Consider the following 20,017-nt stretch of genomic DNA (forward strand, 5'->3'; position numbering starts at 1 on the left):
ATTTTTTGAGTTTATACAAAGTAAATAAAGTAATGTACTCCCTGGATTAAACAATCATATTATCAAGATAGCCTCAAGTTAGGCTGCAATCGATTGTTATCTAGCATAATATTTATGAACAACCTCTACAAGAGAGATAGTATGATGCTCTGGGAACGGAAAAAAGCAGTGATAACAATTCATTTACTCACGATTAAGGTTAGCGAAATGTCTCTTTCCCCAAGGCTGGCTCCTTGAACCAACCTGTATAGATGATTAAATATAGCCATCAGTTTGTAGAAAAAAAATTATTTCTAAAATAAAGTGACCAATTACTTATCATACAAGCTTATTTGAGGGAATTCCAAAGCAGAAGTTGTGCAATTTAACTAAACAATCTGGGTAACAGCACGATAATAACATGTGTCAAGAGTAAACTGGTTCTTTCGTCTTTTGCTGCTCGTCCTCATACTACCAATCGCGCTGAAATGTTTGCTCGCTGACCTCAGGAAAGTGTGTATTCACTCTTTTCTTTTTCTACTACATTCTAAAGATATTTTATCAGGGACATAATTAGCGCACAATGCAACTCAAAAGCGAAGCAAAAGCTTCTGCTTCCTATTCCTCATAGCATAATTAAATGGCCTGCTCACCCTTGTATTGATGCGCTTTCGTTTCAGGCAGGCTACAGCGCAACACAGTTCTTTTCTCCTCCAGTAAGCGGGGTTTCTTTCCCGTTCCAGACGAGGGTGCCGCTTACACCGGCTGGCAACGTTATTTCCGCCTTAAGTTGGTTTTTCCTGTCGACACTATACTTCACTGTTACCTGGCCCTTCGGGTGAGGTATAGAACCGCTGGCTTCTTTCAGTTCCCCTAGATTAGGAGAGATGCGGACTTTGCTGAAGCCAGGGGCGTCGCTGTCTATGCCCAGTACGATGCGGTAGAGCTCAATATTGGGGCTGGAGCCCCAGGCGTGGCAATCTGAACGGGACGGCTCCGGTTGCTCTGCCCAGGTGGTTAGCCCCCGGGAAAGCTGCGCACGCCACTCATCCAGTAATTCCAGATACCTGTTTCCTAAGCCTGCTTTTGCAACAGCCTGGTGCAGGTAATACTTAAAGTAAATGCTACCCTGTGTTATAGTGGGCTCACGCAGGATTTTCTCCATAACCTGGCGCGCCTCTTCCCCTTCTACCACTCCGCCTAGCACGGCAAACGTGTTGGCGTGTTGCGAAAAGCTCTCTTTATCAGGCGTATCGGCAAACAGGCCTTTGTCAGCATCCCAATACAGGTTTCAAACTGTTTGCTTCAGCTCTTTTGTTTTCTGTTCGTATTGCTGCGCAAAAGCAGGCAAGCCAACTGCACGTTCTAAAGGCATTGCCGCCTGATAGGCTAACAGCAACTGCAAATCCAGCACTGCTGAATTGCCACCTCCTGCTGCTTTTGGAGCCATACCGGCTTTCCACCCGGGTGCTTCCGCCCAGTCAGTAAAGGTCCAGTAAGGCACCCTTCCCATGGAGCCATTTTCCTGCTGCTTTGATTCAAAGAAAGAGATAATAGATCGCGCTACCGGCAGCTGCTCTTTTATGAAGGCCTCATCCCCACGGTATTTCCAGTAATCATTCACCATTCCAATCCACCACATCGAGAAGGGCGGAATGTATTGGGGTAAGTGGCTCGGATAGCGGCTCTGGGTAATGCCGCTCAGGCCGTGCGAGTAGCGGATTTGATTGATTGCATTCCGCATCAGCCGATCATCTCCGCTGTTAAAAAGCGAAACCAGCGCCTGAATGCGGGTATCACCTACGTATTGCAACTGCTCGTAATAGGGACAATCGACATAGGTTTCTTGGGCACACAAACGAGCCGTGCGCCAGCCAACCTCCAGTATCTTATCTAACTCCGGTCGTTTGGCTTCAAACGTAGCCTGCATTTTAAAAGGATAACTGGTATACAGTCCGTACAAATCATTTATTGTGAGCGGCTGGTCTTTCGTTTCTACTGCTAATTCAATATAGCGGTACGTGCGCCACCACAGCGGCATAAAAGTGCGGGCTTCACCTCCATCAGAAACGATTCTGTCTTCATAGCCTATAAAAACCTTGCCGTCCACTTTGTCGCGGTTGCCTTTATTCTTTGTCTCTGCCACTCCCTTTCCTTCGTCAACGAAAAGAGATTCGGCATAACGGACAGAAATGCTTGCTCCCTGCCCCGCACTCATGGTCAGGACCGGGAAAGCGGTCGTCTCAACCCCCTGGTCAAGTATAAGCGTTGCCTTAGTATGGGCGGGTATTGTAAAGGCCGCCGCTTTCTGAGGAAAGCCTTTCGGCGCCGGGATTCCTGTCGCTCTTCTAACACTTACCAGGCGCTGTGGCGCAAGCTCCATTGCCGGGATGCTACGGGCCTGCAGGTGCCAGCCTTCATACCAGGGCTCGAACAAACCACCAACAAGCCCAGGAGAGATAGTACTTGCTGCAGGCCACTTGCTGTCATCGTACGCTTCGGTTTCCCATCCCCAGTCGTAGGCAGCAGCATCCAGATTTTCGCCTGGCCCTACAACAAAGTAAGTATGCAGGTTTGTGTTGATGGGCGCATAAGCTTTGCTTCTGATGCCTTTCCAGCCAGGCCCGGTATCCACCATGCGTTCTGCCTGACCGTTGCCCTGCATAATAAAACCGGTGCGCAGGCTCATCTGCGCGACTGGCATTGTTTCTCCGTAATTCCACACGACGGCCGCCAGCGTATTGTTGCCCTGGTGCAGAAAGGGTGCTAAGTCAACCGTTTCAAAGTTCCAGTGAAATACATCGCTGCGTGCGGGGCCAAAGCACACCTGCTGCCCGTTTACATACAGCCTGTACCTGTTGTCGCCGGAAACATGCACCAGAAAAGAGGCGGGTTTGGCTGTCAGTTCAATATTCTTTCGGAAATGGTACACACCGAAATCCTTTGCCGGCTCACCAGCCACTGCAATCCATTGGGCGGGCCAGGGCTTGCTTAGCAGCTCTTCGGGCAAAGTGGGGTTCGGGATCTGAGCAAAAACAAAGAGAGGAAGCACGGTCACTAAAACAGAAAGTATAGAAACCAGTTTTTTCATATCTGTTGCCTGTATAAGAGAGCCGGGTTTAAGTGCGCTACATCCTGTTGATTAAGTTACAGAAAAATAATAAACTTCCATACCTTCACAATCCTGTGGTAACCTGCCTGGTATTTGTAAGGTTTGATATCTGGCTTTGTAATGAATGCACCGCTCATTGAAGAAATCGATGCGCCATATAGATACGGCGCATCGATTTTTTGTAGCTTATGCAAAACCATACCGGCTACACTGCTATTTTACTTTGAGCTTAGGCACACCCTCCATCGTAATTTTGACAGGCTTGATGTGCCCGTTTGCGTCAAAAGACATTTCATCAATGCAGGTCACCCGGTGGTTTGCATCTGTTTCCTCCAGCGGCCTTCTGTGGTAAACGATGAACCACTTGTCTTTACCCGTGTTGTGAATCACAGAATGATGGCCAGCACCGGTAGCCACTTCCGGGTCCTGCTTCAGGATGGTGTCCACGCGCTTGAAGGGCCCCAGCGGTGAATCGCTGATGGCATAGGCCACGCGGTAATTCGGCCCACCCCAGCCACCTTCAGACCACATGAAGTAGTATTTGCCCCCTCTCATAAACATAAAAGGTCCTTCTACATACCCTTCAGGCGTTATTTCTTTAAAAGTAGCACCGTCCTCGAACGGCACAAAGCCGGTGAAATCATTATTGAGTTTTGCGATGTTGCAGTGTCTCCAACCTCCATATATAAGGTAGCGCTGCCCGTCTTGGTCCTTAAAAACAAACTGATCAATTGGCTGCGCCCCGTTGTGAAACTTGTCTATTAAGGGCTTACCCAAGTGGTCTTTAAAAGGCCCGGCGGGATTGTCAGCCACGGCTACCCCTATACCGCCTAACTCGTCATCACTCTGGATATCGTTCGCGCCGAAGAAGAGATAATACTTCCTGTCTTTCTCTATGATAGAGGGAGCCCACATCGCTTTGTTGGCCCACTTTATACTTGCTGTGTCTACAATCCGGCTGTGCTTTGTCCAGTTCACCAAATCTGGCGAAGAGAAGGCATCCATAAACACCTGTTCCTCATATGGTGCCGAGTAAGTAGGATATACCCAGTACGTGTTACCGAAAATGATACCTTCCGGATCAGCATACCAGCCCGGAAAAATGGGATTGCCGGAGGTAGTGCGGCCAGATTCTTTTTTTGATGCAGATGCCGCATGTCCGGTTTTAACTTGGGCATTTACCTGCAGGACAGCACCTAGCAGGCAACAAACTGTTAGTAGTATTTTCATGCCTGATGCTTAAAGTGGTCGTATCTTAATGTTCTTGAACCATACCCTGTCGCCATGGTCCTGCAAGGCAATGCGGCCGCTCCTGTAGGTTCCGTAGTCGGGCATGCCGGCAAACTTACTTTCTTTTACCATCTGCTCCCACTCAGGGCTCCAGAGGGTGTATTCCACTACTTTCTTCCCGTTCAGGTATTGCTCCACGTTCCCGTTGTTCACCACCAGGCGCACGGTGTTATACTCTCCGGCAGGCTTAACAGCGGGTTCCGAAAGTGGGTGCAAATCATAGTTCGTGCCCGCCTTGCGGTTACCGTCCCGGCCCTGCTTTGCATCCGCGTGCCGCTCGTCGTCAATTATCTGCACCTCCGGACCTGACTGGAAAGTGTACTGGTACTTCGGGTCCTCCGAGACATTGAAGAAAATACCGCTGTTGCCGCCCTCCGAAATCTTCCAGTCCAGCATCAGCTCAAAGTTCTGGTATTCCTCCCTGGTCACGATGTCGCCCCCTCCTTTGCCGGTCAGCACAATGGCACCGTCTTCTACCTGCCAGGCATCCGGCACTTCCTGTTTCTGGAAGCCCCTCCAGTGCGCCATGCTCTCCCCATCGAAAAGCAGCACCCAGCCTTCTGATTGCTCTACGCCGGTGAGGGTGTTGTCGGCTGGCGCAGTAGGAGCCGGTGTGTTTTCGGTTGGGGTATTTTCGGCGGCCGTAGTGGTAGTATCACCGGCGTTCGGGGCACAGGCATATATAGAGGCTGTTGCTATAAATGCCAGGAGGATATTTGTCTTTTTCATATAAGTATTCTATCAACCAGAAAAAATTGCTTAAGCTAATTCAGTTTTTGATGAGGTTTGTGCACAGCTTCCGCATCTGAAAAGATAGCAGAAACGAAGCGTCCTGCGGCATGGTATAAGCAACCAACTCTTGCCCTTCCAGGGAATGAAATGTTTAGAAAACCCTTTCTCTGGAGGAGCAAGACTGGTTTCAATGCCAGCTACATCCTACGTGTGCAGGCAGCTATCTAGAGGAGGCACTACCGGCAGGAGCAAGCGAATTAATCCACCTGGCAATCTTGAGCGCGTCCTCCTTGGGCACCTGCGGCATGGGCGGCATCTCGGTGGCGTAGTCCGGCCAGTTCTGCGGCTCCGGGTTGTGAATCAGCTCCACGATTTTCTCGGGCGTGTACCCGCGCTTGGCCACATCCACATAGGCCGGGCCTACCTGCCTCTTGTCAGTGTTGTGGCAGGCAAGGCAGGTGTGCTTGGCCAGCAGCCCCTTCACCTCGTCATAGGTTGGGGCAGCAGCCTTAACGGTCTTTTTGCCGGCAGTTGATGTAGCGGCAGCGGCTTGTTTTGCCGTTGCCGCTTTTTTTGCGGATGCATTTGTAGCCGCCTTTGCCTTATTCGCTGCCGCGGCGGCAGAATTAACAGCGCTCAGCTCGCTCAGCGACAGTTTCTGCCCTTCCGGGATGTTGTTGAGCGTGTAGTAAGCCGTAGGGTGCACCAGTGAGTAAGAATTATCACGCTCCCGCACGCCGCCAACGGTGATGTTGTGGATATAGTAGCGCCGCAGGTTGTCCACCACAATGCGGGCCTTCATGCCGTCCTCTGACACCTTTACGCCCTTAATAAGGTTCTCCTCTGTCTCGACAGGCGGGCTGCCGTAAACCGGGTGGTACTTGTAGATGAAGCTCGACACGGAGTAAGAGGCAACGTCCTCCGCCGACTTCCTGTCAACAGGCCTGGTGAACTCTATCTCAAACCCGTCCGGCATGGCGCGCACGGCCCGCATCTCGAAAGGCACCCGGTTGTTCCACACCAGGCGCTGCAGGCCGTAGTTGGCCTCGCCGGCCGAACCCCAGCCGCGGTTCGTCTCCCCCACAAACAGGGAGCCGTCCTTTGCCCAGGCCAGGCGCAGTACACCAGACTGGAAGCCTGTCCGGAACAGGAAGGACGCCCCCTGGTACTCGCCGTTCACCTGCTCTAGGAACACGCGCGAGATAAGGCTCATCCCCTGGTCCCCCACCAGCACCTGGCCTCCAAAAGGGCCGAAGTTCTCCTCCGGTATTTTGACAGGCTCTGAGTTGGAGATTCCCAGGATGCCGTGCGGCAGCCACACGGCAGGCGTGCGCAGTTCCGGGAAGGATTCCTTCATCTCGTACATGGCCACGTGCTCCTCCTCCACGATGTTCTCCGGCTTGATGTAGCGCCCCTGCTCGTTCTTCTCCTGGCGCGGGTCAAGCTTGGCGTACATCTGCTCTGTTGTCAGCTTCACCGGGGAGTTCGGCATATTGGTCCAGCGCAAGCCGGCCGGGTGCCCGGTGAAGGCGCCTTTCGGCACATGCCAGAGGCCCCCGGAGCCCATCCACTCGCCCTGGTTGTCGGTGTAGAACAGCTCCCCGTCAATAAGGCCGGGTCCTGCCGGCGAGCGCATGCCCGTGGCCCAGGGCTCCATCCTGCCGTCTTCGCTGATTTTCATCGTCCAGCCGCGCCACGGCACCCGGCTCTCCCCGCGCCACCACTCCTCATCCCCGAAGGCCACGTTGCCGGTAACGAAGAAGTCGCCGTCGGGCGCTATTTTAGGGCCGAAGCTGTACTCGTGGTAGTGACCGGAGAGCGGCCAGGAGTAGACGGTCTTGTACTTGTCTGCCTTGCCGTCCATGTCTGTGTCGATGAGCTTTGTCAGCTCCCCGCGCTGTGCCGCATACAGGGCACCGTCTTTATAGGCCAGGCCGAGAATCTCGTGCAACCCGGACGCGAACTTGCGGAAATAGGGCCGCTGGCTCGTGGGGTTCTCCACGATGTATACATCCCCCCGGCGCGTGGAAACCCCCAGGTCGCCTGAAGGGAGCACCGTGAGCCCTCCCACCTCCAGCAAGGCGCCTTCCGGTGAAGGCATGCCCATAATCCTGAAGTAATCCTCCTCCATGGGCGACTCCTGGGCCATGGCAGGGGCACTGATGCCTGTTGCGGTTGCCGCCGTCAGCAGAAAGGCCAGCGCGGCGTGTCGGTATTTTCTATTTGTATGTTTCATGAGTCAAAAGGTCTGAGGTTAGAATATGATAGAATAGGCCACCTTGCCCCGTACCGGCACAATCAGCTCTTTCCGGCCACCGGCGTCTCTCACCACGGGCTTCGCGCCGCCGGCATCATCTACCCTGTAATAGGCCCTGCCGTCTACCAGGTAGGTGTCTCTGGACACCGCCTCTATGGTGCTGCCGCCTGCCAGGCGGGCGTACAGGTTCTGCACCGGGTTCTGCACCGTCAGCTCGCGGCGAAGCCCCCTGCCGCCCTCCAGCACCCGGATGGCGTCCTGCACGGCGCTGCCGTACACCCTGTAGCTGAACGTGGGCTGGTCTGCCTTGTCCACGTCATAGCCCTCGGGGCGGAAGCCGGTGCCCGCTGTGTCGGCCACCCATGCCGCCTGCGGGGAGGCCAGTCTCGCCAGCGCAAAGGCAGGCTGCCCGAAGTGCTGCACGGCCCCCACCGGGCGGGAAGAGCCGTCGCCCCGGCTGTACCACATGGGCGTGGCGTCCAGGAAGCCGCCGCGCCACACCTGCACCATGTTGCCCTTGTCCATGTCGTAGGTGTAGTGCACCTGCTCGGCGCTCCCCACGTTCACCGCGTGCACCACCCGGGTGCTTCTTTTCCCGTCCTTGTTCGGGACCGGCAGGTCCATGAAACTGCGCAGGATGGTGTTCACCGGGGCGTCCACCAGAATCGGGCCCTGGGAGTTGTCGTTGCCACCCGCCACCGGGTCACCCATGAGGTACTCCCGGATACCGGGGCCTACCACGGCGATGCCGATGCCCGGCCGGCCCCACTCCACAATCTTGGAGTACACCAGCTCGAAGGGCATGTCGCCTGCGGGCAGGTCCACAGAGGCCCTCAGGTTTCTCTCCCCCGGCGGGATAACCACCTTGTTGTTGATTTTCATCATCCCTCCCCCACCGCTGGGGTTGAGGTTGAAGGTATACTCCCCCGGCTCCGTCACCCGCAGGGTGCCGGTGTAGCGCACCAGGAAATCGTTTGAGAAGGGGCTTATGTCTGAGGTAAGGGCCACCGAGGTCCCCTCGGCCTCCGGAGGGATGCTGTCGTACTGCGGCTCCCCCTCGTATTTGCCTTTGTACACTTTGTACTGCAGGTTCACGAGCTCCGGGCGGGGCTTACCGTAGTCGGTGACTTTGATGTTGCGGAAGGCCACAGCACCGTGGTCGCCCTGCAGGCGCAGCGGCCCCAAGGCCACCTCGTCTCCTCCCATGGCACCGCGTGTGGGACCGAAGAGCTCCACGTTCTCGTGTATGGTCACACCGTTGAGCTCGGCGCGCAGGATTTTGGCGTTTTCAATCTTTTTGCCGCTGGCATCAAAGCGGGGCGCCTGAAAAGAGATTTTGAGGTGCTGCCACAGGCCCGGCGCCCGGCTCACGTTCTGGCGCGGGGCGTAGCCCTGATAGCCCTTCTGCCCATTGGGGCGGCTCTCGTCCCAGCGCTCATAGATGCCGCCGTTGTCACCTGAGGAGGCCTTCGTGGCTCCCCAGCTGTCGTTGAGCTGCACCTCATACCTGCCCTGCAGGTAAATACCGGAGTTAGAGCCTTTGGCCATCATGTAATCCAGCTCCAGGTCCATGTCGCCGTGCTCGAAATTCGTCACCAGGTCGGCGCCCTTGTTTCTTCGGCTGGGTTCGTTTACCAGCACGCCGGTGCCATTCACTGTATTCAGCACGTTATCCTTGTCCATCCTGGCCGTCACGCCGCCGGCTATCTGCCAGCTCTTGCCCGCACTCTGGAAAGCCGACATATCGGTGAGGGGAATTTCCAATGTCTGTGGGGCCGCTGACTGCGCCAGCGACATGCCTGTACTGCATATCAAGGCTAAACCCGCCAGTAATACACCACGGATGGGCGCTGTTCTATTCTTAATCATATACTGGTTGTTATTTGGGTTACCCAAGGTTTACAAAATACAAATCACTATTTTTCATTTAAAAGCGAGTAAGGGTAGGCGTCTGCCTTTGCCCCTTTTTGTTGGTTAGGAGTAGCCGACATATTGAAAGGGAGTCAACCGGATCATTCGTATGTTTCTTGCAACGTACACACGCACCGCACTTCTTGATGGCTTCGTTCCTGAGGGTAGACTGGGGTTTCTGTGCGTATTGCGTAGAGTACTGTACACCTAAACATCGCTTGAGTAAGACTTCTATCAGATAAGACTTCTTCCCTCTACTAATTTTGTCATGTCTTTCTCTCTTGCCACCATACCACCAGGCATATGCATGCAAATTTCTGTTATTGCTCTTCTAAGAGAGGTCAATAACAGACAAAGCAAATAAGTTGAAAACAGCTATTTGGTTTATTCCTAATATCCATTTACCAATTATATATTCAAATTTAGAGGTAATATCGAGAAACAAAAGCCTTAATACACAATTTCTTACAAAGAAAGTGATTAATCAGCTGCGCTGCCTGAGCATAAAGGTATAAGATTAAGTTAAAGTTATTTCTAATTGATAAGGGCAAGGTTAAGGAGAAGCAATAGGAACTTTGCTTTTATCCGTCAGCACTAAGTGAGTCTGATTCCAGTCTTTGGGTTGAGCCCCTTCCCCCAAGACGAGGCCTCTCGGTCTTGAGAGTTCAGAGAGAAACAATGCAACAATAGGCTTGATGCCGCTGGATAAACTATAACAACGGCAGCTTAGACAGAATCACACGTTTTCCGTTTTACAAATTAAAAGATGCGATAGAACTAAGTTTATGAGAAGCGGGACAATACGGTTATGGCTTAGCTGCTAATTATCAGGATATTCAATTGCAATGTGATTGTAGCTTTGGCCTATCCTAGCCCCTCCAAAGATGGAAATTTCGCTTCCAGGAATTTATTTTTTATTGCTCATCAACCAATTCATATGAGCACAAAACCTCTCTATCCTTTTCCATCTCCCCTCCACACTCCTTGTTTTTCAAGTATATCATTTTTATACTGCGGTAATTCTAATGTTCATGTTATAGTTGAGTTAATAGCTTTCCACCAAAGCACACGCTAACACCTTTTAAAACTGCCCTAGCAGACACAATATGAGAAAACTACTGTACTTTGTTTTATTAGTATTTTCCTTCAGTTCCTGTGCTGTTGCACAAGAGCAAACTGCGCAAGACGACGTATACCTGTTCTCCTACTTCAAAGGAAATGGAGACGGCCTGCACCTAGCCTACAGCATGGATGGCTACGAATGGAAAGCACTCAAAAATGACTCTGTTTTCCTGAAACCTACCGCCGGTAACGACAAACTCATGCGCGACCCCTGCATCATTCGCGGAGCAGACGGCAGATTTCATATGGTATGGACGGTAAGCTGGAATGAAAAAGGACTTGGATACGCCAGCTCAGAAGATCTGCTTAACTGGTCAGAGCAGCAGTTTATACCCGTGATGGCGCATGAGCCAAATGCCCGCAATACCTGGGCTCCGGAGGTGACGTACGATGACGAGAAGAAGCAATACATGATCTACTGGGCCACAACAATCACGGGCCTTTACCCGGAAACACAGTCTGAAAAAGACGATGCCTACAACCACCGCATGTACTACGTCACTACAAAAGACTTTGAAACTTTCAGCGATACTAAGCTGCTCTATGAGCCGGGCTTTAACGTGATAGACGCCTCGATTGTAAAAGACAATAACCGCTATGTGATGTTTCTGAAAGACGAGACCCGTGAGCCGGCCCAGAAGAATATAAAGGTAGCCTACAGCAACAACTTAACAGGCCCCTATAGTGCCGCCAGCCCACCTATTACCGGTAGCTACTGGGCAGAAGGCCCCACCACGTTAAAGCTTGATGACAAATGGCTTGTCTATTTTGATAAGTACATCGACCACAGCATGGGTGCGGTGCAGTCAGAAGACCTGAAAAACTGGGTTGATTTTTCAGACAAAATCTCCTTCCCCGAAGGCATGCGCCATGGCAGTATCTTTAAAGTGACGAAGGCTGAGTTTGAGAGATTACAATAATCAACAAGGAGATCAATCCAGTTGATTTTGAATTGGGAGTAAATTAGTAGATTTTGATTTGTAATGACTTAGCTATAAAAGCTCTCAGCTCTACTGAAGAAGGAAGAGCATCAAACTGAAGTATATAAAGCCTACAGCGTTAGAAGCCCTGGTCAATGTTTCTTATCTTAGTTCGAAATAAAAAATACCCTCCACTATGATTTCAAATAGAGTAGAGACGCTTCAAAACAACCACAGAACAGGATAAACCACTCCCATACATAGTGCAAATAGGCCGAATAACTCTGTATAGTTGGCAGTTGTACACAATTTGAAAAAATGAAGAACTTCTCTCTAATCGTAATTCTGACAATGTTTACTTTGTCCTGCAGCGGACCTGAGAAACTTGAATCGGATAAATCTTTAGAAAATTCTATTCAACAAAATGTATCATCTGGACAAGAGACCTTAGACTTCAATGAGTTAACCCAATTTAAATGGGATAGTCTGATTATTTTGACGCCATATTCAAATCCAGAAAGTCTTGCGGATAAATTTGACGTAAATTTTTCTTCAATAGAACACGCTGGTATACAATCCCGCGACGACATTAATCTAATTATTTTTTTCGATGAAGGCGAGCCTATAAGGATGGTTGAATATCCTCGATATCCAGGAGATTTTGCAAATAATGAAATTCGTTTTGTAAGACGAAATGAAGCTATATATAATATTGTTGTGACGGACCAATTGTCGACTGGCGGAGACAAGTGGATAAATGTAATTAAAAAATAAAACTGTGTACAACAACATATAAAAACAATGCTTAACCAGTTTAAAATCAAAAGTCCGTGCTCGCTTGCTTAGCGGATTGTCCTGCGGACAATCACACTCGCCAGCTCGCACAGTTTTTATACGAGACGTTAGCAGTAAACTCTAACAATAGAAGGTATAAAAGTAAAATAAGAGCGGAAAGTAACCTTTAACTAAAGAAGCCTATATGAAAGTAAATTTTACAATTTTGAACTTGGTAATTCCTTTAATTTTTATCGCAATTTTGCCCTTTAAGATTTGGGGGAACATACAAGCCCATCAACCAGATAAGGTTGTAGTCTTTATTCAGTCATTGTTGTTGCTCTTTGCTATAGCAATATTTATTTATAGGTTAGTAAAACTGAAAAATGCGCAGTAAATAAAAAATCAAGTAGGTAAAAGTTACTCCTATGCCTGGTAATTTAAAAGTATAGCTATTGGAAAAATGATATAGCACTAATCTAAAGGTTACTGGAAATAACGAATCATAAAAGGGATTATTTTTTTATAAATTGCAGTAACTTTTAAGTTACATATACTGTTGAAAATACAGCAGATGGAGAAAATCAGAGAAATCATCGCTTACAAAAACTATTTTGAAGATTTCTTGAAGGAGCAACCGGTTAAGGATTTTAGAAGCGATAGAAACACTTGAGCGGGTGCCTCAAAGTTACCTGAAGCACTTAGCAGGCACAGACGGACTTTATGAGGCAAGAGTTCAGCTCGGCTTCTGGCATTTGGCGGGTGTTCTGCTTTTTTGATGGAGGCAAGTTGGTAATACTTCTTAACGGCTTTCAGAAGAAGACGCAAAAAACACCAAAGAAAGAAATCTTGAAGGCACTACAATTAATGGGCTGAATATTATGAAGAAAAATGATAAACAAAGAGAAGTTAGCTCTTGGGCAGACATTAAGGACAGAGTGTATGGAGTTAAGGGAAAAGAGAGACGTGATAACCTTGATAGGGAGTTCGAATCATTTAAAATCGGACTTGAGTTGAAAAAAGCTCGTGAAGCAAGGCAGCTGACACAGCAGGAATTAGGGGAAATTATCAATAAGAAAAGAACGTACATATCCAGAGTTGAAAATGATGGGAGTAACCTGACGCTCAAAACCTTGTTTGATATAGTTGAAAAAGGTTTAGGGGGAAAGGTGAGAATTTCAATCGAGCTCTAAAAGAAGAATTACTACCCCTTAACCCAGTGCAGCTAATTTGAACAAACTAAATGAGTCCGTACAAATCATTTGAAACAGAAAGACTAATTATAAGACCTACTTCTGAAGAAGATGCACCTTTCATATTTGAATTACTAAACACTCCCAAATGGATTGAATATATAGGTGACAGAAATGTTAAATCTGTAGCGGACGCAAAGGATTATATAAGAACTAAGATTCAACCCCAGCTAGAAAAGCTTGGTTATTCTAACTACACCATAATCCGGAAAGCAGATGGTGTAAAATTAGGGGTTTGCGGACTTTATGACAGGGAAGGATTAGAAGGCATAGACATTGGATTTGCATTTCTTCCGGAACACGAGCGCAATGGATATGCCTTTGAATCTGCCAACGAAATCAAACGAGTGGGAGTTGAAGAGTTCGGAATATCTCAAATAAGAGCCATCACCACGAAAGATAATATTGCTTCCCAAAAACTACTAGAGAGACTGGGGTTACAGTTTAAGAAAATGGTGCTGTTGCCAAATGAAGATGAAGAGCTTTTACTATATGAATTTGTAGCTAAACCATCATGAACTTGCTACAACTCCATCTTTAAGGCAGCTGTATGTTGTAGCTACGCCACCTCATAGCTATATCCTTTAATAGCCACAAGAAAATACTGAATAAAGCGTTAGATTTGCACCGTGATTAGTCGCATTAGAAACAGCATCTTTATTCAAGTCCTTTGGGGGCTGATGGGACTGTGTTTCCTAAACAGTAGCGTGGACACTGTTGACCCCAATCCAGAATATATACCTGAAGACCTGTCATTCAACGATCAGGAAAGTGTGGTTGAAATTCTCCTGGAAAAAGTATTGGGGTTTGAGAACGCTATTGCTGAATACGATGATCATGATACAGAAGAACGTACGAAGAAAAAAACCACCAAAATTGACTTTATTGTCCAGGACTCACCTCAACAGCCCCATCCGGACAAGACATTTAATTTAAGTAAACAGCGTTACCCAAACTTTGAAGACTCTTTGCCCAAAGGGTATCACCAACTTAGCATCCCTCCGCCCAAAATCTGATTTGTTTTTGCAGACCACTCCTCTTGGCTTTTAAAATAAAGCACAAGAATCCTTATTGTTTACAAAAATAAATCTGAAATGAACATCAAAAATATTTTGATGCTGATCTTCCTTTTGGTATCAGCATCAAACACGTACGCGCAAAACAGCGCCGCAATAAAAGACAGCCTTTACATTCAGGAAGTAGAAGAACTTAAAGAGCCTGCCAAAGTACTGCATGCAGAACCACTATACATTGACCTTATCCGGGACCTTGGAGCACGAAAAGGTGAGAAAGAATGGAATATAGGTTTAGGCCTGACGGACAATCAAAGATTTGATTCTTATGAAGCCTTAGTGGAGTACGAATGGGCTCCTATCGACCGTTTGGGCCTGGAAGTAGAACTACCGTTTACTATCTACTCTCCTTTAAGAGGTGTTTCAGAAGACTCTGTTCCTTCAGATAGATTGAACAGTATAAAATTAGCCGCTCAATGGACTTTCTTAGTAAATGAGCCCATGGCAACCTCCATGGCTATTGGTTATATAAATGAGTTTGAACTATCAGATTTCAGGAGCTTTGGAAGCCCTTTGATTAAAGGGAATGTCTACAATCCTTTTTTTGTTGTTGCCAAACGCTGGGGGAACAATTATCACTCATTGATCTATACAGGTCCGATGATAGAACAGAACTTCCAGACGAGGGACTTTCATACTACATACGATATCAATACCAGCTTTCACTACATGATAGCTGGCACAAGAAATTTTATTGGAGTAGAGTTTAACAAAACATTCGATAAAAGTGACTTTGATATGACTATCCGACCACAGATGAGGCTTAGTATAGTTGATAATCTTTTGATAGGAATAGTAACAGGAATACCAGTAAAAAGAGAAAATGAAAGATTCAGCTCTTTTGTCAGGCTAATCTGGGAGCCAGGGCACAAGAAGACCCATAAATTCTCACATTAAGGAAAATGTGAAGGGACTTAACCTTTCAAAGTTGTGGAGAAAGAAAGAGTTTGTGATCGCAGAAGGATTACCTACTATTACAGAACTATTCTAAAAGTAAAAGGGAGACGGCTTATTTAGCCATCTCCCTTTTACTTTTAATGATTACTTAAAAACAGGCACCCTTACTTCATCTTCATAATTTCTGTTCCGGCAAGCAGGAAGCAGCCAAGGCCGTAGTCTTCGAAGTCAGGTTTGCTGGTATAGGACACGGGCTGGCCGTCTTTCGGCTCTTTTCCAGTGCCTTGTACATACCCTAAAAAGCCGCTTGGATGTACCGCTTCTTTTTCCATCGCGTTCCACGCCTTTGTGATGACAGGGTTATAGATTTTCGGGTCCAGCAAGCCATTGTTCACGCCCCAGGCCATGCCATAGGTAAACAAGGCGGTGCCGGATGTTTCCTTTCCTCCAAAATGGTTCGGGTCGTGGAGGCTTACATTCCAGAATCCGTCTGTTCTTTGCAGCGGCACCAACGCCCGCATCATCTCCAGGTACGTTTTCTCATACTCGTCGCGGTGCGGCGCATCTTTTGGCAAGCGGTCCAGCACCCTTACCAGTGCCCCAACTACCCAGCCGTTTCCCCTGGACCAGTAGCAGTCTTCACCGTTTGGTTCTTCGTAAGGTGGCACAAAGTCAGCATCGCGCCACCACAGGCCATCCTGCGAATTATACAAGCCGCCGCCGATTTCCGTTTTGGTAGCATTGTACAGGTCGTACATTTTAGCATGGTAGGCAGGTGCATCTTCTTTGTAGATTTCACCTAACTGCACATACAAAGGCATGGCCATCATCAGGGCATCAATCCAGTCCCAGTCATCAGACTTGGTGCTGTTCACCATATTATCCACTGATGCTTTGATAGACTGAATGCGCTCCGGCTTCGGGTCTATTTTGTAAAGCTCAATGTAGGTCTGTCCGCAGGTCTGGTAATCTGCGTGCCTTACCTGGTCTCTCCCGGTTAGCCCCCAGTCATGCTTCTGTCCCCAATCCACGGCATAGTCGTAGTACCTTTTCTGCGGGTCTGCCTCATACAGCTCCATCAACCCGATATAATAGATGCCCCGGGTCCAGATGTTGCTGGGGCGGGTTTTGTTTGTTACTATTTCCTTGCCCGGATCAGGCCATTTCTGCATGAAATAATCATTGGCAAGAGTAAGGGTTTTGAGCACCTTCTTCTTTTTAGGCAAGCGCTCCGCATGTACCTGAGCAGCACCAATAAGAACAAGGCAGCAGAAAAGGAAAAGGCTGCGAAGAGAAAGGGTGTTATGAATCATTATTTACTTACTGTTAAATGTTTTACAGAAAAAGCACCTCTTCTTTGTGTATATTAAAGGGCAGAACAAGCACTTCACTAATTTAGCTAATTTAAATTACTTCCTTTTGCTTTCTATCCTGCTCTATCCTGTAAGGCTGTTACAGAGAGGAACCGTACATGTAGGATGAAAGAAAAAAGTAGTTTCCTCTACTGCAGAATTCTCGATGCTGCTGAATCAGGCTAGAGCAGGATAGCCAGCTAATTCTTCTTTATTATCTTTAGGAAGCCCAGTTTAAAGCAGCAAGCCAGGCGCACATATGCCTGCAGTAAATAAGCCAACGGGCTATTCTCTCTGATTTAAACTAGAATAAGAGCTTTAACCAGTTAATCACTTCACATCTATCATCCATGATAAAAAAAGGCACCTTCTCACTCCCCTTCCTTTGTCTGTGCAGCATGCTACTTTCATGCCAGTCTGAGACTGAAGACCAGGCGCAGGAGATTGTTCTCACGAACCAATCAGCTGTTGCGCTAACCGATAAAGCCATTGCCGTAAAACGTGACCAACTTTCTGGTATGCCGGACGGAGCCGGTTATCCTGTTCTGCTTACCCAGACCGGCGATACCCTTGCGGCTCAGTTAGATGATTTGGATGGTGACAATGAATGGGATGAGCTGTTTTTTGTGACTGATTTACCTGCCAACGGCGAGCAGATCCTGCAACTGTCATGGGCAAGTGCACAGCCTGAATATACCACACGCACCAGTGTCCGGTTCGGGAAACGCTCTTCTGCAGATTCGCCGGTGCAGCCCAGCACAAGCGACACGCTTTATGCCAACCAACTGCCTAAAAGTGCCGGCATAGGCTACCAGCCTTACCAGACAGATGGCCCTGCTTGGGAAAACGACAAAGTGGGCTTCCGCCACTACTTAGATGGACGGAACGCCAAAGATATTTTTGGTAAGAAGGTTTCCTATATGTCACCGGAAACGGTGGGCATAAGTAATACCGGTGCTGTGGAAGACAACTATCATGAGATGAAGGAATGGGGCCGGGACATCATGGCAGTAGGCAGCTCAACAGGCATTGGCGGTATTGCCCTCATGGTTGGCGACACCCCCTACCGCCTGGGAGTTACAGTCAATGACACGGTAAACAATGTCGAGAACACCACTTTCAATATCTTAACCGAAGGACCGGTACGGTCGATGATGCACCTCCGCTATAACAACTGGAAGCCGGATGGCACAGACAGAACATATACGGTAGAAGAGCAGCCCACCATCTGGCCAGGCATGTACGCGTACCGCAATACGGCCAGCGTTTCTGGTTTGCAGGGTGATGAAACGTTGCTCATTGGCATGAATAACCTGGATCAGACAGACTCCATTGCAGAAATCAACGTGGATGATGAGTGGGTGGTACTGCTGACGCACGACCGCGAAACCTACGACAACGAATGGATACTGGGCCTGGCGCTAATTTTACCGAAGGATGCCTACCAGGGCTATATGGAAGCTCCTACTTCAGGCAGACTGGCACAGGCTTATTTTGCCAAAATGAAGGCGCAGGAAAACCAACCTGTAACCTATTATGCAGTAGGTGGCTGGGAGCTAAGCAACGAAGCCTTCAAAGATTCATCCTCCTTCCGAAACTATGTGCAGGACCTTACCCGCCAGTTAGCAGCCGAGGTTGATGTACAGGTTAGGTAAGGGCGGTTAAAGTCTGAAGCATGGTTCTTTTTCTTCCTGAGCATAAGCCGGACAGTACAGGATAGCCTATTATCTTTTTCTTCCTATTTTAGGAACACTATTTCCTAAACAAGAACAGGAACAACATTGATTGCTGAAGCCTGTGAGAGAAAGCATCTCCCGCAGTACATTAAACAAACATTCGAATGAAAGCAGTAGCAAAATATTCAAAACCTGTTGTACATAGCAGCAACTATCAGTGGTTAGGCATCAAGGCCCGTAAAGCTTTCTTTGCGCTTTCCTTAGTCGCTGCTTTTCAAACAGCGCAGGCGCAGACAAACCCCGCCAAAGTCTCAGACGTTAACACGCCGCTGCACGCCATGCAGCCCGACTACCCTACTCCCTATGGCAACACCACGGTAGCTGATGTTACTAAGGTGCTGAACCGGGTGCACGCCTACCTCGACGCCTCCACCCCCGCCCGCATGGTAGACCAGAAATCCGGAAAGCCTGTTACAGACCTGAAAAAGCTGAACAGCAATGCTGTGATGGAACAGGGCGACTTCCGGCTCACCAGCTACGAATGGGGCGTAACCTATGCGGGCATGCTGCTGGCAGGAGAAGCGACCGGCGATCCGCGCTTTACAAACTACACCGCACAGCGGCTGAGCTTTCTGGCGGACCTGGCACCCTACTACCGCAACGAGATGAAGAAAAATCCTAAGGTAGAGACGCCACTCCGGCAGGTGCTGGCACCGCATGCCCTGGATGACGCGGGTGCCATGTGTGCCGCCATGATAAAGGCCAGCCGCTATGGTGTCACAAAATCAGACCTGCGCCCCCTCATCGACAATTACATCGACTATATCAGCAACAAGGAATTCAGGCTGGCAGACGGCACGCTGGCCCGAAACAGGCCGCTGCCCAACACCATCTGGCTCGATGACCTGTTCATGAGTGTGCCGGCGCTGGCACAGATGGGTAAATTAACCGGAGAGCGCCGCTACTACGATGATGCCGTGAAGCAGGTGGTACAGTTCTCGGAGCGTATGTTCAACAAAGAGAAAGGCCTTTATATGCACGGATGGGTGCAGGGCATGGAACCGCATCCGCAGTTTCATTGGGCACGTGCCAATGGCTGGGCAGTAATGACGTTGGTAGAACTGTTGGAAGTACTGCCCCAGGACCACCCCGGCTATCCGAAAGTGATGGACCAGCTGCGTGCGCATGTAAAAGGACTCGCATCGTACCAGGCAGGTGAAGGCTTCTGGCATCAGCTCATCGACCGAAACAACTCCTACTTAGAAACTTCTGCTACCGCCATATATGCCTATTCCATTGCCCGGGCAATCAACAAGGGCTGGGTAGATAAGCAGGCTTACGGCCCAATGGTGTTGCTGGCCTGGAATGCAGTCGCTACACAGGTAAACGACAAGGGGCAGGTGGAAGGAACCTGCGTGGGAACAGGCATGGCCTTCGACCCCGCTTTCTACTTTTACCGTCCGATTAACGTGTATGCCGCGCATGGCTACGGCCCGGTATTACTGGCAGGCGCTGAAGTTATCAACCTTTTAAAGGGAAGCAAATATGAGATAAACGACAGTTCTGTGCAGTTCTCCTCTCAGAATCAATAATAGAGGTGCCTTTCAATTTGCCAGAGCATTGTGGAGGGCATCTAAAAGAACAACCTGAAGCTTGTGGATTATCTGCA

At 48.9% G+C, this 20,017-nt stretch carries 16 protein-coding genes; 9 read left to right on the plus strand and 7 right to left on the minus strand.

Features of this window, described 5'->3' with window-relative positions:
• Positions 1 to 664: 664 nt before the first annotated feature.
• The 6 genes from DXT99_RS10115 to DXT99_RS10140 form a co-directional block, all read right to left on the minus strand.
• Complete coding sequence (locus DXT99_RS10115) at positions 665 to 1,144, minus strand: alpha-L-rhamnosidase C-terminal domain-containing protein (protein ID WP_181885084.1); 480 nt, start codon at positions 1,142 to 1,144, stop codon at positions 665 to 667.
• 126 nt (positions 1,145 to 1,270) lie between these two features.
• The gene (locus DXT99_RS10120) at positions 1,271 to 3,070 is read right to left on the minus strand and encodes an alpha-L-rhamnosidase-related protein (RefSeq protein WP_115565424.1); all 1,800 of its coding nucleotides are present in this window, start codon (positions 3,068 to 3,070) and stop codon (positions 1,271 to 1,273) included.
• Positions 3,071 to 3,304: 234 nt separating this feature from the next.
• Entirely contained in the window at positions 3,305 to 4,321 is a 1,017-nt protein-coding gene (locus tag DXT99_RS10125) for a glycoside hydrolase family 43 protein (RefSeq protein ID WP_115565425.1), read from the minus strand.
• Between the two features lie 9 nt (positions 4,322 to 4,330).
• The gene (locus DXT99_RS10130; protein WP_115565426.1) at positions 4,331 to 5,110 is read right to left on the minus strand and encodes a 3-keto-disaccharide hydrolase; all 780 of its coding nucleotides are present in this window, start codon (positions 5,108 to 5,110) and stop codon (positions 4,331 to 4,333) included.
• 223 nt (positions 5,111 to 5,333) lie between these two features.
• Positions 5,334 to 7,349 (minus strand): hypothetical protein, encoded by a 2,016-nt coding sequence (locus DXT99_RS10135; protein ID WP_394851323.1) that lies wholly within the window; start codon positions 7,347 to 7,349, stop codon positions 5,334 to 5,336.
• 18 nt (positions 7,350 to 7,367) lie between these two features.
• Positions 7,368 to 9,239: a family 16 glycoside hydrolase gene (locus DXT99_RS10140; RefSeq protein WP_115565427.1), complete on the minus strand. Its 1,872-nt coding sequence runs from the start codon at positions 9,237 to 9,239 to the stop codon at positions 7,368 to 7,370.
• A 1,148-nt stretch (positions 9,240 to 10,387) separates the two neighbouring features.
• Between DXT99_RS10140 and DXT99_RS10145 the strand changes: the two genes are divergently transcribed.
• From DXT99_RS10145 to DXT99_RS10180, 7 genes are all read left to right on the plus strand, one after another.
• A complete protein-coding gene (locus DXT99_RS10145) occupies positions 10,388 to 11,323 on the plus strand; it encodes a glycoside hydrolase family 43 protein (RefSeq protein ID WP_115565428.1) in 936 nt (311 codons plus the stop codon).
• Positions 11,324 to 11,641: 318 nt separating this feature from the next.
• Complete coding sequence (locus DXT99_RS10150; protein ID WP_115565429.1) at positions 11,642 to 12,097, plus strand: hypothetical protein; 456 nt, start codon at positions 11,642 to 11,644, stop codon at positions 12,095 to 12,097.
• 723 nt (positions 12,098 to 12,820) lie between these two features.
• Positions 12,821 to 12,973 (plus strand): type II toxin-antitoxin system RelE/ParE family toxin, encoded by a 153-nt coding sequence (locus DXT99_RS27870; protein ID WP_317048138.1) that lies wholly within the window; start codon positions 12,821 to 12,823, stop codon positions 12,971 to 12,973.
• Between the two features lie 5 nt (positions 12,974 to 12,978).
• Positions 12,979 to 13,290, plus strand: coding sequence for a helix-turn-helix domain-containing protein (locus DXT99_RS10165; RefSeq protein ID WP_115565431.1), 312 nt, complete (start codon positions 12,979 to 12,981; stop codon positions 13,288 to 13,290).
• A gap of 50 nt (positions 13,291 to 13,340) precedes the next feature.
• Positions 13,341 to 13,868 (plus strand): GNAT family N-acetyltransferase, encoded by a 528-nt coding sequence (locus DXT99_RS10170; RefSeq protein ID WP_115565432.1) that lies wholly within the window; start codon positions 13,341 to 13,343, stop codon positions 13,866 to 13,868.
• A gap of 189 nt (positions 13,869 to 14,057) precedes the next feature.
• Positions 14,058 to 14,366, plus strand: a complete 309-nt coding sequence (locus DXT99_RS10175) for a hypothetical protein (RefSeq protein ID WP_220273371.1) — start codon at positions 14,058 to 14,060, stop codon at positions 14,364 to 14,366.
• A gap of 78 nt (positions 14,367 to 14,444) precedes the next feature.
• Positions 14,445 to 15,320: an HAEPLYID family protein gene (locus tag DXT99_RS10180; protein ID WP_115565434.1), complete on the plus strand. Its 876-nt coding sequence runs from the start codon at positions 14,445 to 14,447 to the stop codon at positions 15,318 to 15,320.
• 164 nt (positions 15,321 to 15,484) lie between these two features.
• On the opposite strand, the gene DXT99_RS10185 is transcribed toward DXT99_RS10180, so the two are convergent.
• Positions 15,485 to 16,633 carry a glycoside hydrolase family 88/105 protein gene (locus DXT99_RS10185; protein WP_115565435.1) on the minus strand — a complete coding sequence of 383 codons (1,149 nt, stop codon included), beginning with the start codon at positions 16,631 to 16,633 and terminating at the stop codon, positions 15,485 to 15,487.
• A gap of 437 nt (positions 16,634 to 17,070) precedes the next feature.
• On the opposite strand from DXT99_RS10185, the gene DXT99_RS10190 reads away from it, so the two are divergent.
• Positions 17,071 to 18,327 carry a DUF4861 domain-containing protein gene (locus DXT99_RS10190; RefSeq protein WP_115565436.1) on the plus strand — a complete coding sequence of 419 codons (1,257 nt, stop codon included), beginning with the start codon at positions 17,071 to 17,073 and terminating at the stop codon, positions 18,325 to 18,327.
• Positions 18,328 to 18,512: 185 nt separating this feature from the next.
• Positions 18,513 to 19,940 (plus strand): glycoside hydrolase family 88/105 protein, encoded by a 1,428-nt coding sequence (locus tag DXT99_RS10195; RefSeq protein WP_115565437.1) that lies wholly within the window; start codon positions 18,513 to 18,515, stop codon positions 19,938 to 19,940.
• The last annotated feature ends 77 nt before the right edge of the window (positions 19,941 to 20,017 follow it).

The sequence above is a fragment of the Pontibacter diazotrophicus genome, assembly GCF_003367245.1.
Taxonomy (GTDB): Bacteria; Bacteroidota; Bacteroidia; order Cytophagales; family Hymenobacteraceae; genus Pontibacter; species Pontibacter diazotrophicus.

Coding starts and splice junctions, on each gene's coding strand:
- DXT99_RS10115 (WP_181885084.1), bottom strand. CDS start 1,144: ATGGAGAAAATCCTGCGTGAGCCCACTATAACACAGGGTAGCATTTAC.
- DXT99_RS10165 (WP_115565431.1), top strand. CDS start 12,979: ATGAAGAAAAATGATAAACAAAGAGAAGTTAGCTCTTGGGCAGACATT.
- DXT99_RS27870 (WP_317048138.1), top strand. CDS start 12,821: ATGAGGCAAGAGTTCAGCTCGGCTTCTGGCATTTGGCGGGTGTTCTGC.
- DXT99_RS10140 (WP_115565427.1), bottom strand. CDS start 9,239: ATGATTAAGAATAGAACAGCGCCCATCCGTGGTGTATTACTGGCGGGT.
- DXT99_RS10195 (WP_115565437.1), top strand. CDS start 18,513: ATGAAAGCAGTAGCAAAATATTCAAAACCTGTTGTACATAGCAGCAAC.
- DXT99_RS10145 (WP_115565428.1), top strand. CDS start 10,388: ATGAGAAAACTACTGTACTTTGTTTTATTAGTATTTTCCTTCAGTTCC.
- DXT99_RS10150 (WP_115565429.1), top strand. CDS start 11,642: ATGAAGAACTTCTCTCTAATCGTAATTCTGACAATGTTTACTTTGTCC.
- DXT99_RS10180 (WP_115565434.1), top strand. CDS start 14,445: ATGAACATCAAAAATATTTTGATGCTGATCTTCCTTTTGGTATCAGCA.
- DXT99_RS10125 (WP_115565425.1), bottom strand. CDS start 4,321: ATGAAAATACTACTAACAGTTTGTTGCCTGCTAGGTGCTGTCCTGCAG.
- DXT99_RS10120 (WP_115565424.1), bottom strand. CDS start 3,070: ATGAAAAAACTGGTTTCTATACTTTCTGTTTTAGTGACCGTGCTTCCT.
- DXT99_RS10130 (WP_115565426.1), bottom strand. CDS start 5,110: ATGAAAAAGACAAATATCCTCCTGGCATTTATAGCAACAGCCTCTATA.
- DXT99_RS10185 (WP_115565435.1), bottom strand. CDS start 16,633: ATGATTCATAACACCCTTTCTCTTCGCAGCCTTTTCCTTTTCTGCTGC.
- DXT99_RS10135 (WP_394851323.1), bottom strand. CDS start 7,349: ATGAAACATACAAATAGAAAATACCGACACGCCGCGCTGGCCTTTCTG.
- DXT99_RS10190 (WP_115565436.1), top strand. CDS start 17,071: ATGCTACTTTCATGCCAGTCTGAGACTGAAGACCAGGCGCAGGAGATT.
- DXT99_RS10170 (WP_115565432.1), top strand. CDS start 13,341: ATGAGTCCGTACAAATCATTTGAAACAGAAAGACTAATTATAAGACCT.